Raw genomic sequence first — 20316 nt, forward strand, 5'->3', positions numbered from 1 at the left:
CTGCGATGGAGTCTGATGAAACGCCTGTTCGTACTGCAGGCGTTTTTACTTGTGCTTTTCGTCATTTTGCTCGTCGGATGGATTTGGATCATCAACCCCGAGCTGGAAGATGCCAATGAAGAAGCAGTGCGCGTCGTTGCCGAAAGTGTGATGAAAGACGGTCAGGGCCATGTTCAGTTATTAGAGACGCCGCAGTTTACGCAGCTCAAACAACGGTATCCTGATCTGTGGTTCATCGTGAGAAATGAAAATGCGATTGTCTTGCAATATGGAAAGATACCGTGGGCCGGTCTTGATGCGACCTTCCCGTGGACCATTGACCGTGCGCGTGTGCAAACGGCCAATACGACGCGTGCTACAGTAGAAAATCGCAATACCTCCGTTGGCAAACTTCAAGTGATAGCGGCCACGGAAAAGGGGTTTGAAAACGACGGGATCAGCCTTTGGATCAGCATGCAGGTGGATCTCGCAAAATATCCTGATGGGGAAATCCATTGGTCCAATGTGTTGCCGGGCCTGGGTATCATCGTCCTGATCGCTGTCGTGCCAATGTTGATCCTGACTAGCATTGCGACATTGATCGTGACGCCACGGGCTGTTGGCCGCTCCCTTCGCGGTCTCATGGAAACTGTGAAACAAGCGCAGGCTATCAATTTTGAGAACCGTTCTGCACGGATTGACCGGTCCAAGGTTCCGCAGGAAATCATTCCGCTGGTCGATGCCTTCAACACCGCGCTTTCGAAACTTGATGAAGGTTATAATCGCCGAAACCGCTTTCTTGCAGACGCTGCCCACGAGCTTAGAACACCAATCGCCATAGCTCGCACACGAGCTGATCTTCTAGCCGATGATGATGTAAGCAAGCAGTTGCGATCCGATATTGATCGTCTGTCTCGTGTGGCACATCAGTTGCTTGAAATGCAGGCTATTGGTGTTGTTGAACTGCGTGCTGAACGCCAGGATTTGAATGTGCTTGTTCAGCGACTGGCTGCTGATCTTGCACCGCTGGCGCTCGACGCCGGTTATGATTTTGATTTCGAGCCGAGCAGCGAAGAAGCTATTTTCACCGTTCAGACTTCGGTTATCGAGATGGCAGTCGTTAATCTGATCCGCAATGCGATCGACCATGCGGGCGGTAAAGGGGCTATCGTCATCAAAGTCGGCGCTTCTGGCATTATCGATGTTTGTGATGAGGGTTCTGGTATTCCTCTTTCTGAGCGCGAGCATGTGTTTGAGCCATTTCGGCGCATTAATACACATTCATCGGGTGCCGGACTTGGATTGAACCTTGTCCAAAAGGCTGCAGAAATTCACGGAGGAAAAGTCATGTTTTTTGATTTGAAGCCTGGCTTTTGCGTGCGTCTACAGATTCACTCAGTCGCGGCGAGATCAGGCCCGGATCTAAACAAGAAACAGCATTGAGCGGTTCATGTTTCAAAGCATAATTGCTTACTATTTAGTTAAAGAAATACGTGTAAATATATAAAAATAATAAATAAATTTTATGAAATGCATGTTCCTGCAATCTAGACGCAACTCTCGCGAGGAGAATGCCAGCATCTTCTGAGTTAGTCAGCGCACATTGTTGATTGGGTTGGGAGATCAATAGGAGCCTGATTCTGGCTCTCCAACGCGAACTGAAGCTTTGTAAGCGTCAATGAATGATGCGCTGGCTTCGTCTGGAGTTATACATGTCTTTTATCGCAAAAACCCTTGCGACCGCGACCGCTGCCCTGGCGCTCGCAACGAACGCATATGCAGCTGATCTCAACTACAATTCAGGATCCTACGATTACGAAACCCCGCCAGCATTTTCATGGGGCGGCGCATATATCGGTGCTCATGGTGGTTTGGCTTCGCCGAAGATTAATCCGTTTACTGGCGGCAAGGGCATGACCGGCGGTGTGCAGGCTGGTTACAATTTCCAGTTTGGCCCTGCTGTTCTTGGTGCTGAACTTGAAGGTTCGTACATGGGAAATGAAGCGCGTGTACCGCATGGCCGGTTGAAAGAGCGGTTTCGTGGTGCAGCGAAGGCCAAAGCTGGTCTCTCGTTTGATCGGTCATTGGTTTACGGCACAGCAGGTTTGACCATGACGAAATTCAAAGACGGCGATGACGTTACCGGCCCTAACGGCTGGAAATCTGGTTATCTTCTGGGCGGTGGTATCGAACAGGGATTTGGCGGCGGTCTGTCGGCAAAAATCGAGTATAACTACGTGACAACCAAGGACGTCTCGAGCACGACATCATATGGTACCACCAAGACGAACGTGCATGACCATGTCATAAAGGCAGGCGTAAACTACCGCTTCTGATGAAGTTATTCTGACGCCTATAACAGGGAAGGCGTTCAAACCAGTTCTGCAGCATTAGTTTCGAAGGCGATAATTCCCCCGCCAGTCGCCAATGTGGAACGATATGTCATTTGAGAAAACACTTAAGATAGGCCGTTCTCATTCCGAAAGTTCATATGGCTCAAGCTCAACTTGTGCTGCGTAAGCCCGAGCGCGTGAACGAATGAAAGCCATTGAGAAAGGCTTTGGGTTACACGATTAGTCATTCATATGCAGAAAGGCCGGAGGTTTTGCCTCCGGCCTTAATGTTTTAGACTTCAGTGAGCATCCAGTATTTCTACTTTCGGTCCAGCATGTTTCAATGGACGTTCGCCGGTCAATTTGCGGATCAGTACATAAAACACCGGCGTCATGAAGATACCGAAGGCCGTCACGCCGATCATTCCTGCAAACACTGCGATACCCATTGCCGAGCGCATTTCCGCACCAGCCCCTGTCGATATGACAAGCGGCACGACGCCCATGATGAAAGCCATCGAAGTCATGAGGATCGGACGCAGACGCAGCCGGCTTGCCTCGATAGCTGCTTGAACTGCCGTTCTTCCAGATAGTTCCAGCTCACGGGCAAACTCAACGATCAGGATCGCATTCTTGGCGGACAGCCCCACCAGAACGATCAAACCAATTTGGGTGAAGACATTGTTATCACCTCCTGTCAGCCAGACGCCGATCAGTGCGGCCATGATGCCCATTGGTACGATCAGGATGATCGAGAGTGGCAGAGTGAGACTTTCATACTGCGCAGCCAGCACGAGATACACCAGCAGCAGCGCCAGCGGGAAGACAAGGAAACCCGAATTGCCAGCCAGAATTTGCTGATATGTCAGGTCGGTCCATTCATAGGCAATGCCTGCAGGCAAGGTCTCTTCCGCAATCCGCTCAATGGCAGCCTGCGCCTGACCGGATGAAAAGCCGGGAGCCGGGTTGCCGTTGATGTCGGCTGAAAGGAAGCCGTTATAACGGATTGCGCGCTCTGCCCCCACGGTCTGCTCAACTTTAAGAAGGGCGGACAATGGGATCATCTCGCCAGCCTGCGAACGAACCTTCAGCTTGCCGATATCTTCGGCATGGCTGCGATAATTCGCGTCTGCCTGAATACGCACGCTGTAAGTGCGGCCAAAGGCATTGAAGTCGTTGACGTAAAGCGAACCAAGATAGATTTGCAAAGTTTCGAAAACATCCGTGACGGCCACGCCCAGCTGGCGTGCCTTCACGCGGTCAATGTCAGCGAAAAGTTGCGGAACGTTGATCTGATAGCTCGAGTACAGCCCCGCCAGTTCCGGTGTCTGATACGCCTTGGCAAGAAATGCCTTGGTTGCATCGTCAAGCGCGCGGAAGCCTAAACCATTGCGATCTTCCAGCTGAAGCTTGAAGCCGCCGGTAGTACCCAGTCCCTGTACGGGAGGGGGTGGGAACATGGCGATGAAGGCATCCTGAATGGATCCAAACTGCTGGTTGAGCTGCATGGTAATAGCATTTGCAGAGAGTTCAGCTGTCTTGCGCTCTTCAAACGGCTTCAAGGTTACAAACACAATGCCGGAGTTCGACGAGTTGGTGAAACCATTGATCGACAAGCCCGGGAAGGCGATAGCATTGGCGACGCCAGGCTGCTTGAGTGCAATGTCCGTCATCCGGCGGATAACATCTTCCGAACGGTCGAGTGTCGCGGCATCCGGCAATTGTGCAAAGCCGATCAGATATTGCTTGTCCTGCGCCGGAACGAAGCCGCCGGGCACCGCACGGAACAGAACGAAGGTGACGCCGAGCAACACGACATAGAGGCCCATCACAAGCGACTTGCGTGTGAGAATACCACCAACACCGCGACCATAGGCATTTGAACTTGCACCAAAGAAGCGATTAAAGCCACGGAAGAACCAGCCAAACAGCTTGTCCATAACGCGGGTCAGCCGGTCTTTCGGTGCATTGTGGCCGCGCAGCAGCAAAGCTGCCAACGCTGGTGACAGTGTCAACGAGTTAAACGCCGAGATCACGGTCGATATGGCGATAGTCAGCGCAAACTGACGATAAAACTGGCCAGTCAGGCCGGTAATGAAGGCCAGCGGTACGAAAACTGCCACCAGCACCAGTGCAATGGCGATAATCGGGCCGGACACTTCCTGCATGGCGCGATAGGTCGCCTCAATCGGAGAGAGGCCCTGTTCAATATTGCGCTCGACATTTTCCACCACCACGATCGCATCATCGACGACGATGCCGATCGCAAGCACGAGGCCGAAGAGGCTTAGTGCATTGATGGAGAAGCCAAATACATACATCACCGCAAAGGTGCCGACGATGGACACGGGAACAGCTACGAGAGGAATGATCGAGGCTCGCCATGTCTGCAGGAACATGATGACCACGATTACCACCAGAACGATGGCTTCAAGCAGAGTGTGAATAACTGACTCGATAGAGGCTTTAACAAACGCCGTTGTGTCATAGACGATATCGAAGTCCACGCCTTCCGGCATGGTTTTCTTCAGATCAGCCATGGCAGCATGGACGTTTGCGGAAATATCAAGGGCATTGGAACCGGGCGCTTGAAAAACACCCATACCGACGGCTGATTTATTATCGAGCAGCGAGCGCAACGAGTAGTCCGCTGCCCCCATTTCAACGCGCGCAACGTCGCCAAGGCGTGTAACTTCACCCTGGCTGCCGGATTTCACAACGATATCGGCAAAGTCTTCAGGTGTTTGGAGACGTCCCTGAGCATTAACTGAAAGCTGCAGATCGAGACCTGAAACCGATGGGGAAGCGCCAATAACACCAGCTGCGGCCTGAACGTTCTGCTGGCGGATAGCGTTGGCAATGTCTCCGGCCGAAAGTCCGCGTTCAGCGGCCTTTTGTGGATCAATCCAGACGCGCATCGAATAGTCGCCACCGCCGAAAATCTGCACCTGACCGACGCCTGGAATACGAGCAATACGATCCTTGACGTTGAGAACAGCATAGTTGCGCAAGTAGTTCACGTCATATCGGCCATCAGGCGATATCAGGTGAACAACAAGCGTAAGATCGGGCGAGCTCTTAGCTGTCGTGACACCGAGCGTGCGTACTTCTTCCGGCAGGCGTGGCTCGGCCTGCGAAATACGGTTTTGCACCAGCTGCTGGGCCTGATCGGGATCTGTGCCGAGTGCGAAAGTGACGGTCAGGGTCATGACACCATCAGCGGTCGCCTGGCTTTGCATATAGAGCATACCTTCGACACCGTTGATCTGCTCTTCAAGCGGTGTTGCGACAGTTTCTGAAATAACGGCTGGATTGGCGCCCGGATATTGTGCACGCACCACGATCTGTGGTGGCACGACTTCCGGATATTCCGAGATCGGCAAACCTGTCATGCCGATCAGACCGGCAACAAAGATCAGAACCGACAAAACGCCAGCGAAGACCGGTCGGTCTACGAAAAAGCGTGAAAAATTCATCTTATTATCCCCCTTTAGGCGGATGAGCAAAAGACTCTCCCGTTCCCGCGAAAACATGTGTTCTCGCGGGATGAATAGGCTGAGCTTTTTGCGTTTGCGCGCGCCGACAGACGCGCCGTTTCAATTAATTCTTGGCAAGTGTTTCGGTTACGGGCTGCGGTGCAACGACTACGCCTGGGCGAATACGCTGCAGGCCGTTGACGACGATGTTTTCGCCGGGCTTCAACCCGCTTTCGACAATACGCAGGCCGTCATAGTTGCGACCAAGCACCACCTGCCGATATTCAACCTTGTTGTCCGGACCTACTACGAAGACGAATTTCTTGTCCTGATCCGACGAAATTGCGCGATCACTTACCACGAGCTTCTGATCAGGGTCCGGTTCGCCAAAGCGAATGCGGACAAACTGTCCTGGAATGAGCCTTCCATCCGGATTATCGATGGCTGCACGAACACGGATCGTGCCTGTCGTGGCATCCACCTCGTTGTTGATGAGCTGAATATGTCCTGAAATCGGTGTGCCATTATCCGCCGCTGTTCCTATCTGCACGGGGATGCGCTCGATGGAATTGCCGCCGGGGGAAGTCGCGAGCTTGGCAAGCGCTTTGGTGACAACTTCTTCATTGGCGCTGAAGCTTGCATAGATCGGGTCGACCGATACGAGTGTCGTTAGTACCGGTGAAGCTGAACTTGCTGCAACCAGATTACCAGCCGTTACTTCCAGACGTCCGACACGACCGGAGATAGGCGCGCGTACCTCGGTATATTGGAGGTCAAGTTCAGACGAGCGTAGTGCTGCCTTTGCAGAACGAAGGCTTGCCTGTGCTTCATCAAAGGCGCTTGAACGCTGATCAAGGCCGCTTTGTGCAATGGTACGGGTTGTCACCAGCTGGCGTCCGCGTTCCAGTTCAGCTTTGGCGAGTGCTACACGCGCTTCTTCTGCTGAAACCTGTGCCCTGGCCTTTTCAACGGCAGCGGCATAAGGTTCCGGATCGATTGTGACGAGCAGATCGCCCTGCTTTACCAAAGCACCTTCGCGGAAATGTGCTTTCAAGATTGCGCCGCCGACACGCGGACGAATTTCAACGCGGTCAATGGCTTCCAAACGACCGGAGAATTCTTCCCAACTGTTGATGGCGCGCTGTTCAGCTGCTGCAACTGAAACCGGAACTGCGGGTGGTGGAGCAGATACATCGGTTGCGGCGTCGGCTTTCAGGTGCGGCATACCGAAAAGAATGGCACCACCACCTGCTGCAGACAATAGGATACTAAGGCCGGCGCCCCATAGGGCCCGGCGGGCAATGTTCGATGTCATGTTGTATCTCCTAACCGGTGGGGGCCGGCTTCATATTGAGCGTCAGGCCAAAGGTTGGGAGACCGTTCGAGCTGACGTTATGCTTCGATTTGCTTTGCACCTGCTCGCCGGAAGAAATCCGAAAACAGATCGATCAGTGTCTTTTCCTGCGGCGTCCAGTCCGTGCGCGTGACATTGTTCTCGGGTATCCAGCCGGCTTGTCCGGGCAGGACATGCGACTGAACCTTGACGCCGGCCTGACGAAGACGCTCTGCATAGGCCCGCGTTTCGTCACGCATTGGACATTGGGCACTGGTGACGAGCAGAGTTGGCACCAAACCACCAAGCCGCGTACAAAGGGCGGGCGCGGCATAAGGGTGGGTGAACCCTGCACATTCGCCAAGATAGTTCTGCCAGCCGTCTGCAATCGTCTGAACGGCACTTTCCGGACAATATTTGCGGAAAGATGCCGTGGCGAGGCAGGGATCAAGCATGGGCGAAAGCAATATCTGGCCCTTAAGGTCTGCCAGATGCTGATCGCGCGCCATGAGTGCCACGCCGGCTGCAATATTACCGCCCGCCTCTTCACCGGCGACGAACAGCATCGACTTCTTGTGCGCAAACTCCGGGCAACGCGCGCGCATTGAGGTCATTATCGAATAAGCCACATCCAGTGCCGCCGGAAACGGGTTGAGACAGGCCGATGAATATTCAGGCGACACGACCACCGCACCTGCCTCGGCAAGTGTTTCGGCAACGCGTTCGCAGGCACCAAGACAGCTGTTTGAGAACGCTCCCCCATGCAGGTGTAAAACCACTGGTGGCGGTGAAAGCAACTTGGCACCGCGATAAATGCGTGCCGTGCAGGTGGCATCACCAGCCTGCATTGTTCCAACCGTAAATTTCTCGCACATCTTTCTTGCTTTCGTGACTAGCGGTCATTTGATTCTGACATTTGTTCGACCTTTGTAACTCGTAAGAGCAAATGTCGGAATCAAACCACTAGCGGCAAACTGCCATGTTGAGATATTATCATTGTCTATTATCTGGAATAGTCCCCATGTATTGGTTACACTATCCCAAATTTCGAACAATGATGGCTATTGAAAATGGATCAGCTCTCCGCCATGCGCGCATTTCTCCGGGTCGTCGAAACCGGTAACTTCACGCGCGCGTCTGCTTCTCTCAATGTGCCGAAGGCAACAATCAGCAATCTTATTCAAGGATTGGAAGCCCATCTTCGTACAAAACTCCTCAATCGTACGACCCGCCGTGTTCTCGTAACACCGGATGGCGCACTTTACTATGAGCGCGCTGCACGCTTGCTTTCCGATCTCGAAGAACTGGACGGCAGCCTCTCAAGCGCCCAAACACTGCCCAAAGGCCGCCTGCGCGTAGAAATGGCGAGTGCGGTTGCCAATCTGATTATCATCCCGGCACTAATCGAGTTCCATCAACGCTATCCCGATATTCAGATTGATCTTGGCGTATCAGACCGCCCTGTCGATTATGTGGCGGAAAACGTCGACTGTGCGATTCGGATCGGCGAGTTGAGCGATCAGTCGCTGATTGCGCGCCGGATAGGTGATATGCATTTTATCGCCTGTGCGTCTGCGGAATATCTTGATCGGTGCTTCACACCTAAACATCCATCCGACCTGAGCAATAATTGTCATGTAGTGGGTTATTTCCGGCCTTCAACCGGCCAGCAAATGCCATTTCACTTCAAACGAGGTACAGAAGAAGTCGAGGTCAATGGACGCTATGTTGTCGCGGCTAATGAATCGACCACCTATCTTGCCGCTGCGCGTGCTGGCTTAGGCGTGGTGCAGGCGCCCTTATTCATGGTGCAGGAGGATATAGCGAACGGCACCTTGCGCCCGGTATTGCAGGACTGGCAGATCGAACCGATGCCGATCCATCTCGTCTACCCACCCAATCGCCATTTGAGCAATCGCCTCCGCGTTTTTGCTGATTGGGTCGTTAAAGTCGTTGCGCGATCTCAGAATCTTGCACCGAACGGGACGAATGGATCAGCAAAGTAGGTGATTCATGGCTTCATGCTTCCATATTTGCCAAAACGACAGGGATGTTCGCTGTTGCAAGCAAGGTGGATAAAACTGGGGCTGGCATCTCGTTGGTTATGACGGCGGTAATGTCGTGAACCGATCCAAGCCTGACCATCGCTCTTTTGCCAAATTTTGAGCTGTCCACTGCGAGCAGTTTGTGTGCCGCTTGTCGCAATGCTGCTGAAACGACGGCCACTTCCGTATGGTCGTCGTCACAAAGATCACCATCATCATCAACGCCGCTGACCGAAATGATTGCATAGTCGAACTTGAAGCGTCGGATGAATTCCGGTGTATCTTCCTGAAACATCCCGCCATCGATAGGTCGAACAAAGCCACCAGGAACTGCTAAAGTGAAATCCGTTTTCTCACTAATAATGGCGGCGGATCTTAGGCTATATGTGACAACATGCAGGCGTTCTCTGCTTACAAGCGCATTGGCAATCGCTTCGCATGTGGTGCCGGTGTCAAGAAAAATAGTGGCGTTATCGGGAATGAGCGCGACCACTGCTTCAGCAATTCGAGCCTTTTCATCTGCCCTATCATGCCTGCGCTGACGATAGGTGATGGGGTCCAGCGGAGCTAGCTGTGATACGCCACCATGTAACCTTCTGACTTTGCCCTGATGCTCCAGATCCGCAATGTCACGTCGGGCTGTTTGCGTGGTAACGCGGAATCGTTCAGCGATCTCCTCCAGCGAAACATAATGGCTGTTCTCAATCCACTGAAGCAGCATTTGCTGCCGTATTTCTTTCTTTTTGCCACCGGAACCAGAAAGTTCGCTCATATTTGCTGTCGCATCCTTATGCGCGTGGTTGCTCAGATCCATCTCTCATTCCCAGGTTGAAATAGGCAAGGAAATTGTGGGCTTAGGCCACAAGAACTCCCAGAGGCGATAGCAAATAAAAATGTAATATTAATGACATTTACTGTTCATGGGGCGAAAGAATTGAGTCTTCCAAAGTCGCTCTAGAGTAAAATGTAATAAAAGTGACATTGAACTCTGTCATTTCAGCATCAGGTGAAGTTGGATGATCAATCCGGCTGTCACATTGATGAAATGGATGCATTTTCCAAGAAAAGGACTGAGGGATGGTACCGGGGACAACCAAACGTAACCGAAAACTTCTGGCTTTAACTGCGCAGCTTTTATGTGGTGTTGCAGTTGCAGGAATAGCCGCGGCTCCGGCACGCGCGGCCGATAGCTATGACATTCGTGTCATGACGCTCAATATCTGGAACAAGTTCAAACAGAACCCGGAACTGACCGCGGATTTTATGGCAGCCGCCAATTTTGATGTCCTCGGTATGCAGGAAGTCAACGGTAGTACTTATGTTACGCGTATCCCCGATTTCCTCCAAACCGCTGGTCGTGGCACTTACGGCAACGTGCAGGTCGGCGATGTGGGTATTATTTCGCGTCTACCAGGCACGTTTGGAACACTTAATCTGGGTGGATCGACGCAGGGGCGCTATGTCAGCTACACTCAACTGGATGCCCAAGGTTCCCGCCCGCAGACAATGATCGGTACGGTTCATCTTGATTATGCAGACGGTTCAACTGGTCGCCTGAACGAAGCCAAAGCCCTCAATACATGGGCAAAAGGATTTAACCAGCCAATCATCGTTCTTGGCGATTTCAATGCTGGTGATGTTTCTGAGCGTGGTCTTCATCACATTGATGCACAAATTAGGCTGATGCAGCAGTCTGACGGCAATACATTTTACCGCGACCTGACACGGCAATATGTTCTCAACGCCAATCAGCAGACTATGCGCGCGGTCATACAGGAAGCATATGCTGGACAAAACATCGACAGCCTGTCGTGGAAGCAATGGGGTGACGCTCTTTCGGCCGCCTACAGAGCTGGTAAGGATGTTGGTCTGCAAGAAGAAACCTATGCGGTTGATAACAACACGCCGGTTACCATGAATGTTCTCAAGAAGCAGTATATGCTGCTTCAGACTGATGCGGCCCGTGAAGGTTTCAAGCCACATGATCTCAACGATGGTAGCACCACATGGCCATCGGCAGGCGAAGACGCAACCAATACCTGGGCGAGCTGGGACCGTGCCAAGATCGACCATTTCCTCGTCTCGCGACCATTCGGGAAGTGGTATGAGATTGTAGATGATCCCAATGATCCCTACACCGGGGTGATTAAAGACGTAAAAGTCACGCGGCCGGGCCGCCAGCCAGAAGCAATCTCGGATCATGAACCCGTTGCGCACGATTTCCGCTGGGTCGGGCCTCAGTTGCAGACCTATTCGGAGAACCAAGTTGATAAAACACGCCTCGTTTGGGGTGCCAATGCTTATGGTTTTGCGGACAAGAACAAGGAATTTGTTCTAACGCGAAACAACCATCGTACAGATCTCTATCTTGGCCAGATTTCGGATGCCAATGGCAAACCAATCCTGAACGATCTGACGCTTGAAGAGAAGAAGACATTGCTCAACTGCGATAGCACCGATGCGCGCTTCCAGCAGGCCATCAAAGACTATTGTATTGATGATCATTCCTTCATTGGTGAAACAGCAGTCACCGACGGCGGAACGATCCTCGTCAGCGAAGATGCAGCTCTTGGCAATGCCGCTGCTCGCCTGCGTCTCATTGATGGCGGTTTGCGCATAACCGGCAGCGATATGAAAACGCTGGATCGCACCGTATCGCTTGAAGGGCTTGGATGGATCGACATTGCTGATGCAAACAACCGTGTGACGTTGTTGCAGCAAGCCACGGGCGAGGGCGCTCTGCTCAAGCGTGGAGCCGGTACGCTCGTACTGGGGCAGGCAAACAACTATACGGGCGGAACCTTGGTTGAAGGCGGTGTTCTTCAGGCTGGTATAGATGGTGCATTCGTCAACAACACGGCTTTCGCCGTGAATGGTGGCAAGCTTGATCTCAATAATTTCAATGTGAGCATGTCGTCACTGATGGGTGAGGGCGGAACATTGAGCCTTGGTTCTGCAGCTTTGACCGTAAACCAGTCTGCCAATACGCGTTTTGACGGCAACATTGACGGTACTGGCAGCCTTACGAAGTCCGGCTCAGGTGTTCTGGTTCTTAATGGTGCCAACACCTATACAGGTGGTACAACTGTAAAAGAAGGCGGTCTGGTCATCGGTGATGCATCCCATTCAGGTGCATTCCTTGGCGGCACGGTTAGCGTTGAAAATGGCGCACATCTTAGTGGCGCAGGCTTCATCGGCGGACTTTACGCCGGTGCTGGCAGTATCATAGCGCCGGGCAATTCTATTGGCACGCTGAAGGTTGCCGGCAACCTGGCATTTGATGCGGGAGCTACTTATGTTGCTGAAATTGATGCCGCCGGTAAAAGTGACCGTATCGATGTGAGTGGAACGGCAGCGCTTGGTGGCGCTAAGGTTTATGTAGAAAAGGCTGCTGGCACCTATATGCCGGGCAAGCGTTACACCATTCTGAGTGCTGAAGGCGGCATCACAGGTACATTTGGCGATATGAGCCAGAACATGCCTTTCGTAGATCTCGGTTTGGCTTATGACGCCAATGCGGTTTACCTCGATATCGCTCGTAACGATGTCGACTTCATTGCTACAGCAAAGACAAGTAATCAGAAGTCGGTAGCCCTCGCTGTGGAAGAGCTTGGTGCTGGCAACGCTGTTTACGACACGGTCGTCATGCAGGACAGCGAAGACAATGCGCGCCGCGCATTCAATGCTCTTTCGGGTGAAGTTCATGCTTCAACGCGAACTGCGATCATCAATGACAGTTCCATTGTTCGAAATGCAGTTATGGACCGCATTGGTGCAGCATTTGGTGGTGAGCGAAATGCTGCATCCTCGTCGGTCGCAACGGATGCTGATTCAGCTCAGATTTCCGCACCGCGCGCAGCAATCTGGGGACAGGCGCTCGGTCAATGGAGTGAAACCGGAGCTGACGGAAATGCCGGTAAGTTGAAGCAATCCACGGGTGGCTTCGTTGCAGGTTATGATGCGGAAGTTGTCGAAAACTGGAGGCTGGGTGCTCTCGCAGGATATAGCCGCACCAACTTCGATGTGAATGATCGCAACTCATCGGGCCACAGCGATAATTATCATCTGGGTATCTATGGTGGCACTCAATGGGACGCGACACTGCTCAAAGCAGGCGTTGCCTATAGCTGGCACAAAATCGAAACTGATCGTTTTGTCGCCTTCCCAGGCTTTTCAGAGAGTCTTGATGCGGATTACAGCGCAAATACCTTCCAGGCTTTTGGTGAACTCTCACATCGTTTCGATCTGAATGGAACAGCGATTGAGCCATTTGCGAATGTTGCTGTGGTACGTCTGCAAACAGACCGCTTTAACGAGCATGGTGGCAATGCTGCGCTGCAGATTGGAAAAGAAACAACGACAACTACGTTCACTACGCTTGGTCTTCGTGCTTCTGCTCCTGTCGTGTTTGGTAGCATAAATGCCAAGCTCAACGGAACAGTCGGCTGGCAGCACGCCTATGGCGACACTATACCGACTGCAGCTGCTGCATTTGATGCTGGAACAGTATTTGAAGTGGTTGGTGCACCAATTGCCAAGGATACTGCGATTATCAAGGCTGGTTTTGATATTGATCTCGGCAACCAGACGACCTTGGGTCTTGAATATTCTGGTCAGTATGGTTCGAGCTTTAATCAGAATTCGGGTAAGGCCAAGCTTAGCGTAAAGTTCTAAGCCCTGTTGAGCAAAGTTGTGGCCGGTGAGACAGTCATTTCTCGCCGGGCATTTTGTTTTAGGAACTAAGAGTTTGCGCAGCCAGCACACGCTGATTGCGGCGGCGATACGCTGACCATGTTCCCCACACGAGTAGTGCGGCTGTGACGGCGAGAACCGTGGCACTGATTGGACGGTCGATGAATGTGGAGAACGAGCCACGCGACATCAACATCGCCCGACGGAAGTGTTCCTCCATAAGCGGTCCGAGCACAAAGCCGAGCAACAGGGGTGCGGCGGGGAAGTTGAAGATACGCATGAGGTATCCGGCAAAGCCAAAGAACACCACGAGCCAAACTTCAAATGCACTGTTGTTGACCGAATAGGTTCCGATGCAGATGAACATGAGAACGGCAGGAAACAGCAGGTGATACGGGATAGTTAGCAATCTCACCCAGACGCCAATCAGGGGAATATTGAGGATCACCAGCAAGAGATTGCCGATCCAGAAACTCATGATCAGACCCCAGAACAGAGATGGCTGATCGGTCATGAGAGTAGGGCCAGGCGCAATGCCGTGGATCATCAGAGCGCCCAGCATCAGCGCCATGGTCGGACTGCCTGGAATGCCCAGTGAAAGCGTGGGAATGAACGAGGTCTGATCTGCGGAATTATTGGCAGACTCCGGCGCCATGATGCCTTCGATCGCACCTTTGCCGAAGCGCTCCGGTTCTTTTGCCACGCGCTTTTCGACAGCATAAGCCATGAAAGCTGCCACCGATGGTCCGGTGCCCGGCAATGTGCCGAAGAAGGCGCCGATTGACGATCCACGTAGCATCGGGAACCATGACCGGCTTACGTCCTCGCGGGATGGTTTCATGGCCTTGAGTTTAACACTCTCTGGGTCAATGTCACCGACATTGACTTTACGCACACTGGCAATCACTTCGGATACGCCGAAAATGCCCATGGCAAGCGCGATCAGGCTGATGGCGTCGGTCAGTTCGAGTACGCCAAACGAAAAGCGCGCAGTGCCGGTGTAGATATCAGCCCCTACTGTGCCAAACATGATGCCGAGAACAACCATTGCGAGGCCCTTCGCCAGCGAGCCATCCGATATTGTGGACGCAGCAACCAGCCCCAGAACCATTAGTGAGAAATAGTCCGCCGAGCCAAAGCTCAACGCATATTTTGCGATGATAGGTGAGAACAACATCAGCAAAACAATACCAATGGAACCACCAACGAAAGAGGCGACCGTGGTCATCAGAAGCGCGATACCGCCGCGCCCTTGACGCGCCATCGGATACCCGTCGAGGCAGGTGACAGCATTGGCAGGCGTTCCGGGGATATTGAGCAGAATGGAGGCTGTGTTCCCTCCATAAGACGTGCCGTACCAGATACCTGCCAGCATGATGAGAGCAGTAGTAGGCTCTAGATAGAAGGTGATCGGGAAAAGCATCGAAATGGCTGAAAGCACGCCGATACCTGGAATAACGCCAATCAGAGTTCCCAGAAACACGCCCAGAAAACAATAGAACAGATTGTTAAGCGTCAGAGCTGTTTCCAGGCCAATCGCGATATTGGAGAATATGTCCATCAGAACGGCCACCGGAACATTGCAACAGGAAGCCCAAGTCCGACACGGAAGACCAGCCAGGCGATAAGGCAAAGTGCGATTGAAAGAATGGTCAGGCTAAGTGGCTTCACACGCAACTCTGCGAAGGACGAAATCACGACAACGCTCAGCACTGCCGGGATCAAGCCAAAGGGCCGGATCGTGAGCGCGAAAGCACCGACGCCCAACAGAACATAAATTGGTGTCCAGACACGAATTTCCGGCATAACGCCCGGGCGGAAGAAAGCTGGTATGGCTATCACCAGACCAAAGCCAGCCAGTACAACGCCAAGTGATGTCGGGAACATACCCGGTCCCATGCGCCGCAACGTGCCAAGCTCGTAGTTTGCAGCCGCATACCAGGAGAAAGCGAGACCGAGGGCAACCAGCATGATGCCCCCAACGATATCTCTATAATCTCGGGACAGCATTTTGCGATACCCCAATGAAATGGATTTGATTTTGTCAGTTTTTAGTTCGCGTAAACGCCTGCTTCTTCAATGACGGGGCGCCAGAGCTCGATTTCACTTTCAAGCTTCGCCTTGAGTGCAGTCGGTGTCGCGTCTTCCTCTGACGACGGTACCGTGCCGAGATCCGCGAAGCGTGCTATGACGGTTTCATCCTTGAGTGCGACCTGAAGAGCTTTGCTCAGGCGCTCAACCACAGCTTCGTCCGTTCCGGCCGGAGCATAAAGGCCATGCCAGATACTGACATTAAAATCTGGGAATCCCTTTTCCGCGATGGTCGGCAGATCCGGCAGACTTGCAACGCGTTCCGGTACCGTGACAGCGAAAGCCTTTACCGACTTGTCACGAATTTGGTTGGTGGTATTTGTTGTCTGGTCACACATCAGATCAACCTGTCCACCCATAACGTCAGTCATTGCAGGACCGGTGCCCTGATAAGGAATTGTGGTCATCTGGGTGCCAAGCGCGTTCATCAGCAATAGGCCACAAAGATGCGACGCCGCACCAATGCCCGCATTGGCATACATAACCTCTTCGCCATTGGTCTTGATGTATTCGATAACTTCCTCAACCGAATTGGCTTCAAGATCTGAGCGACCGATGATGGTCATCGGTACTTCCGTAACCAGACCGACATAGGAAAATGCTTCGAGCGGTTTGTATGGAAGTTCACGGTAAAGAGTGGCCGATGTCGCCATACCGATATGATGAAGCAGCAGCGTGTGACCATCATTTTTTGCTTGAGCAGCCCTTGCGGCGCCGAGCGTTCCGCCTGCACCACCAACGTTTTCAACGACAATCTGACTGCCCAGGTCGCGGCTCATGGCCTGCGCAACAAGACGTGTCACAGTATCGGTCGGCCCACCTGCAGTGAATGGCACAATGATCGTGATCGGCTGGCTTGGAAAGGATTGCGCAAACGCGGTTGCAGTAAGAGCGGTGAATGTCAAAGCAGTGAGAATTGCTTTTTTCAATTGAATTCCTCCCGGATGTCTTTTGCCCCTGATGCCCTGAAAAGGCTCGCGGTGTGGACGGGCGGAATAGAGCAAGCGGACACGATATGCCCGCTCACGCCGTGGTTCCTCCCAGACCACTTAATGCGATAACGCGGGCTGATCATTTGCCGTGCAAGGAAAAGCTCAGCACAAACATGCGGTTTTTGCCAGTTTGTGGATGGCCATGGGTGGAAATGGTAACGTCGGCGTAAATAGATGGGTGGATTTCCACCCATCTCGGCGTTCAGTCTTCTTGTGAGCTGATGAAGTTCTGCTTGTCCAAGCCGAACTTCTGCATCTTTTCGTAAAGTGATTTGCGCGATAGCCCGAGCGTTTCGTAGACGGGTTTAAGGCTTCCGCGATGCATCACAAGCTCACTTGCAATGATGCTTTTTTCAAATGCAGCAACGCGGTCAGCAAGACGCATCGGGCGTGTCTGATGTTTGCGATCATCATCAAATTGCAGACCAAGTCCAAGCCCGAAACGGTCGGCCGCATTGCGCAGCTCGCGGACATTTCCCGGCCATTCACGCTCCGTAAGCGTGGTGATCAGGTGAGGCGGAACAGGGGTCGGGTCGTTGCGATAGCGTGCAGCTGCTTCGTTGACGAGTTTGAGGAAAAGCACCGGAACATCTTCTCGCCGCTCTGCGAGCGATGGCACTTTAATCGTCACGACATTGAGCCTGTAAAGCAGGTCGGCACGGAAGCGGCCAGCAGCCACTTCATCTTCCAGATTGGCTTTGCTGGTCGCGATGAAGCGAACATCCAACGGATAAACTTCGTTCGATCCCAGCCGCGTGATTGTACGCTCCTGAATAACGCGCAGTAATTTTGCCTGCGTGTCGATGGGCATGGTTGCGATTTCATCAAGAAGAATGGTTCCTCCTTGTGCGAGTTCAAACTTGCCAAAGCGGGCCCGCATCGCACCGGGGAAAGCACCCGGTTCATGGCCGAATAATTCGCTTTCAATGAGATTACTCGGAAGTGCGGCACAGTTAATCGCGATAAAAGGTTTGTCGGCGCGGGTGCTCAGATCATGCAACGTCCGCGCGACGACTTCCTTGCCTGTGCCCGTTGCACCGACGATCAGAACATCGGCGTCTGTAGGGCCGACGGCGCGGACATGATAACGCAAATCAATCATGACCTGTGTTCGCCCGACAAGTCGTTGCTCGATGTCGTCTTTTTGTCCGGCAGCTGCACGAAGGAGGCGGTTCTCCATGACCAGTTGCCGGCGGTCGAGTGCGCGTCCGACCGTCTCTGCCAGTTGCTGCATGGCAAAAGGCTTTTCGAGAAAATCATATGCGCCGTCACGCATCGCACGTACTGCCAATTGCACATCGCCATGACCTGTAAACACAATGACGGGCGTTTCCGGATCCAGCTCATGAATGCGTGACATGAGTGTCAGACCATCCATGCCGGGCATACGTATATCGGTGACGACAATGCCTTTAAAACCAAAGCCGACCAGTTCAAGCGCACGTTCCGCATTCGACAATTGGCGCACGCGATATCCCATGAATTTAAGCCCAAGTGCTATCGCTTCTCGGGTCTCTTCTTCGTCATCAATCAGGAGGATTTCGCCAACACTCATATGTCTTTTCCAGTTTCTTGGTTGGTTGGAGCAGTCGCCTTATAGAGGCTGATGCAAAACTCGGCACCACCCCCGATCAGATTTTTCACGGCGAGGTCCCCATCAAAATCTTTGACGATGTTGTAGGAAATAGAGAGACCCAGACCCAAGCCTTTGCCCACGCCCTTGGTCGAGAAAAACGGATCATAAATGCGGGCCGCTATAGCATCCGGAACGCCTGGGCCATTATCTGTGATCGCGATCTGAACCTTTTCAGGCTCTGCCTTGATTTCAATACCAATAAACCGGCTCGCTTGACCTTCAACGGCATCAGCTGCATTTGAGATGATGTTGACGAGCACCTGCTGCAGACGCACCGAATCCGCTACCACCCAGGTCTCTTCGTCTTGCTGGTTGAAGGAGAGATCAACCTTCGCGACGCTCAGACGCCATGAAATGATTTCCTTCGTATCACGTATGACATCCTGCACTTTCACAGCGCGTAGCTTTTTGTTGGGTCGTCGGGCAAAGTTGCGCAGATGTTTGCTGATGCTCGTCATGCGCTCGACGACCTTTAATATCCGGTCCAACCCCGCTTTAGCATCGCGCTCGCGCCCCTGATCGAGCATCAGGCCAGAAACTTCGGCATAAGCGCGGACTGCGGCCAGCGGTTGATTGAACTCATGCGATAGCGCCGCTGACATCTGCCCAAGTGCCGCAAGTTTTCCGGCGTGAACTAGTTCGACCTGTGTTCGCCGCAACTGCCGCTCGGTTGCTCTGCGTTCTTCGACTTCGCTTGCCAGTTTGTCGTTTGCCGTCGCCAGTTCAACCGTACGTGCCGCAACACGAAACTCCAGTTGCTCTTTGATTTCACGCTGGGCTGCGAGACGTTCGGCAAGCCGTGTGCGGTTCTGCAGAAAGACAGCAATGGCCATTGCGCCAAGCCCAACCAGCAGCAAGAGGGCAAGCACGGAGGTATAAGCCTGGTTTCGGGCCGGGCGCGTCGCCTGCAACACGCTGACGGTCCAACCGGCATCGACCATTTCTTCCGATAGGATCAGATATTCAATGGTGCGCTCTGCGTCATCCATCTCAAGCAAAGTGTCACCACGATCCGTTTGCGTGCTGCGGACCGGTATTTCGATCAGCGGTGTTTCCGCATAGCGACGGGTGTGAGCCGTGCGAGCAATCTGATCAGCGGTGAGGGGGCCTATACTTTTAAACAGCCAATCGGGTCGCCCCGACATGAAGATGATGCCTTCGGGATCAGTCACGATGATTTCGAAATCATTGCCATGCCATGACCGCTCAATCACATCCATGTCGACTTTGAAAGCAAGAACACCGCGTGCTTGACCATCGACCATTACTGGGGCGCTGAAATAGTAGCCGCGTTTTCCGGATGTTGTGCCGAGTGCGAAGAACCTGCCGCTATCCCCCGCAATTGCATCGAAGAAATAGGGACGATAACTGAAATTCTCTCCGACAAAAGGCCTTTGTTCATTGTAGTTTGAGGCGGCAATTGTCACGCCTTCATCGTTCATCAGATAGATGTCTGAGGATTCGAGCAGATTATTGATGGATTGCAGATACTGATTCACTGCCGTCACATTTTGAGCTGCAGGATTGCGTACCAGATTTTGAATGGTGTCGTGTTCAGCAATGAGCGCCGGTAGCTTTTCATAGCGGGCCAATTGGCCGCCAAGCGCCGATGAAGCTAGACCCAAAGTGTTGGCACCACGCTGATGCAACCCATTTAGTGCGATAGACATCATATGATTGGTGCCGAAAACGGCAATCAAGACCGATAACAAAAAGGCTAGTATAGCCAAAGTCATCCA

General features: G+C 52.7%; 13 protein-coding genes. 4 read left to right on the top strand and 9 right to left on the bottom strand.

Translation table 11 applies throughout. The features are described 5' to 3' along the window. The first annotated feature begins 15 nt into the window (after window positions 1-15). Together CEV34_RS26075 and CEV34_RS26080 are read left to right on the top strand one after the other, a co-directional pair. A complete protein-coding gene (locus CEV34_RS26075) occupies window positions 16-1422 on the top strand; it encodes a sensor histidine kinase (protein WP_007878484.1) in 1407 nt (468 codons plus the stop codon). 269 nt (window positions 1423-1691) lie between these two features. Beyond that, window positions 1692-2315 (top strand): outer membrane protein, encoded by a 624-nt coding sequence (locus tag CEV34_RS26080; protein WP_007878485.1) that lies wholly within the window; start codon window positions 1692-1694, stop codon window positions 2313-2315. A gap of 296 nt (window positions 2316-2611) precedes the next feature. Here the strand turns inward: CEV34_RS26080 and CEV34_RS26085 are convergent, their stop codons facing one another. The 3 genes from CEV34_RS26085 to CEV34_RS26095 all read right to left on the bottom strand — a co-directional run bounded on the left by CEV34_RS26085 (window position 2612) and on the right by CEV34_RS26095 (window position 7996). Beyond that, on the bottom strand, window positions 2612-5788 hold the full coding sequence (locus CEV34_RS26085) for an efflux RND transporter permease subunit (RefSeq protein WP_007878497.1): 3177 nt from the start codon (window positions 5786-5788) through the stop codon (window positions 2612-2614). Between the two features lie 124 nt (window positions 5789-5912). After that, entirely contained in the window at window positions 5913-7103 is a 1191-nt protein-coding gene (locus tag CEV34_RS26090) for an efflux RND transporter periplasmic adaptor subunit (protein WP_007878505.1), read from the bottom strand. 77 nt (window positions 7104-7180) lie between these two features. Next, window positions 7181-7996, bottom strand: a complete 816-nt coding sequence (locus CEV34_RS26095; RefSeq protein WP_039860613.1) for an alpha/beta hydrolase — start codon at window positions 7994-7996, stop codon at window positions 7181-7183. A 195-nt stretch (window positions 7997-8191) separates the two neighbouring features. On the opposite strand from CEV34_RS26095, the gene CEV34_RS26100 reads away from it, so the two are divergent. Then, on the top strand, window positions 8192-9127 hold the full coding sequence (locus CEV34_RS26100; RefSeq protein WP_007878509.1) for a LysR family transcriptional regulator: 936 nt from the start codon (window positions 8192-8194) through the stop codon (window positions 9125-9127). Between the two features lie 13 nt (window positions 9128-9140). On the opposite strand, the gene CEV34_RS26105 is transcribed toward CEV34_RS26100, so the two are convergent. Further along, window positions 9141-9980: a DeoR/GlpR family DNA-binding transcription regulator gene (locus tag CEV34_RS26105; protein ID WP_007878510.1), complete on the bottom strand. Its 840-nt coding sequence runs from the start codon at window positions 9978-9980 to the stop codon at window positions 9141-9143. A 263-nt stretch (window positions 9981-10243) separates the two neighbouring features. Here CEV34_RS26105 and CEV34_RS26110 point away from each other — a divergent pair, with 263 nt between their 5' ends. Further along, window positions 10244-13840: an autotransporter domain-containing protein gene (locus tag CEV34_RS26110; protein ID WP_007878513.1), complete on the top strand. Its 3597-nt coding sequence runs from the start codon at window positions 10244-10246 to the stop codon at window positions 13838-13840. 58 nt (window positions 13841-13898) lie between these two features. Here the strand turns inward: CEV34_RS26110 and CEV34_RS26115 are convergent, their stop codons facing one another. The 5 genes from CEV34_RS26115 to CEV34_RS26135 form a co-directional block, all read right to left on the bottom strand. After that, complete coding sequence (locus CEV34_RS26115; protein ID WP_079213896.1) at window positions 13899-15419, bottom strand: tripartite tricarboxylate transporter permease; 1521 nt, start codon at window positions 15417-15419, stop codon at window positions 13899-13901. Next, window positions 15419-15829, bottom strand: a complete 411-nt coding sequence (locus tag CEV34_RS26120; protein WP_235819189.1) for a tripartite tricarboxylate transporter TctB family protein — start codon at window positions 15827-15829, stop codon at window positions 15419-15421. Before CEV34_RS26120 ends, CEV34_RS26115 begins: the two co-directional genes overlap by 1 nt. A gap of 80 nt (window positions 15830-15909) precedes the next feature. After that, a complete protein-coding gene (locus CEV34_RS26125; protein ID WP_143853529.1) occupies window positions 15910-16884 on the bottom strand; it encodes a tripartite tricarboxylate transporter substrate-binding protein in 975 nt (324 codons plus the stop codon). Between the two features lie 259 nt (window positions 16885-17143). Continuing rightward, complete coding sequence (locus CEV34_RS26130; protein WP_007878517.1) at window positions 17144-18496, bottom strand: sigma-54-dependent transcriptional regulator; 1353 nt, start codon at window positions 18494-18496, stop codon at window positions 17144-17146. Continuing rightward, window positions 18493-20250: a sensor histidine kinase gene (locus CEV34_RS26135; RefSeq protein ID WP_235819190.1), complete on the bottom strand. Its 1758-nt coding sequence runs from the start codon at window positions 20248-20250 to the stop codon at window positions 18493-18495. The genes CEV34_RS26130 and CEV34_RS26135 overlap by 4 nt, the downstream gene beginning before the upstream one ends. Between the last annotated feature and the right edge of the window lie 66 nt (window positions 20251-20316).

This window comes from Brucella pseudogrignonensis (genome assembly GCF_002252525.1).
Lineage (GTDB): Bacteria > Pseudomonadota > Alphaproteobacteria > Rhizobiales > Rhizobiaceae > Brucella > Brucella pseudogrignonensis.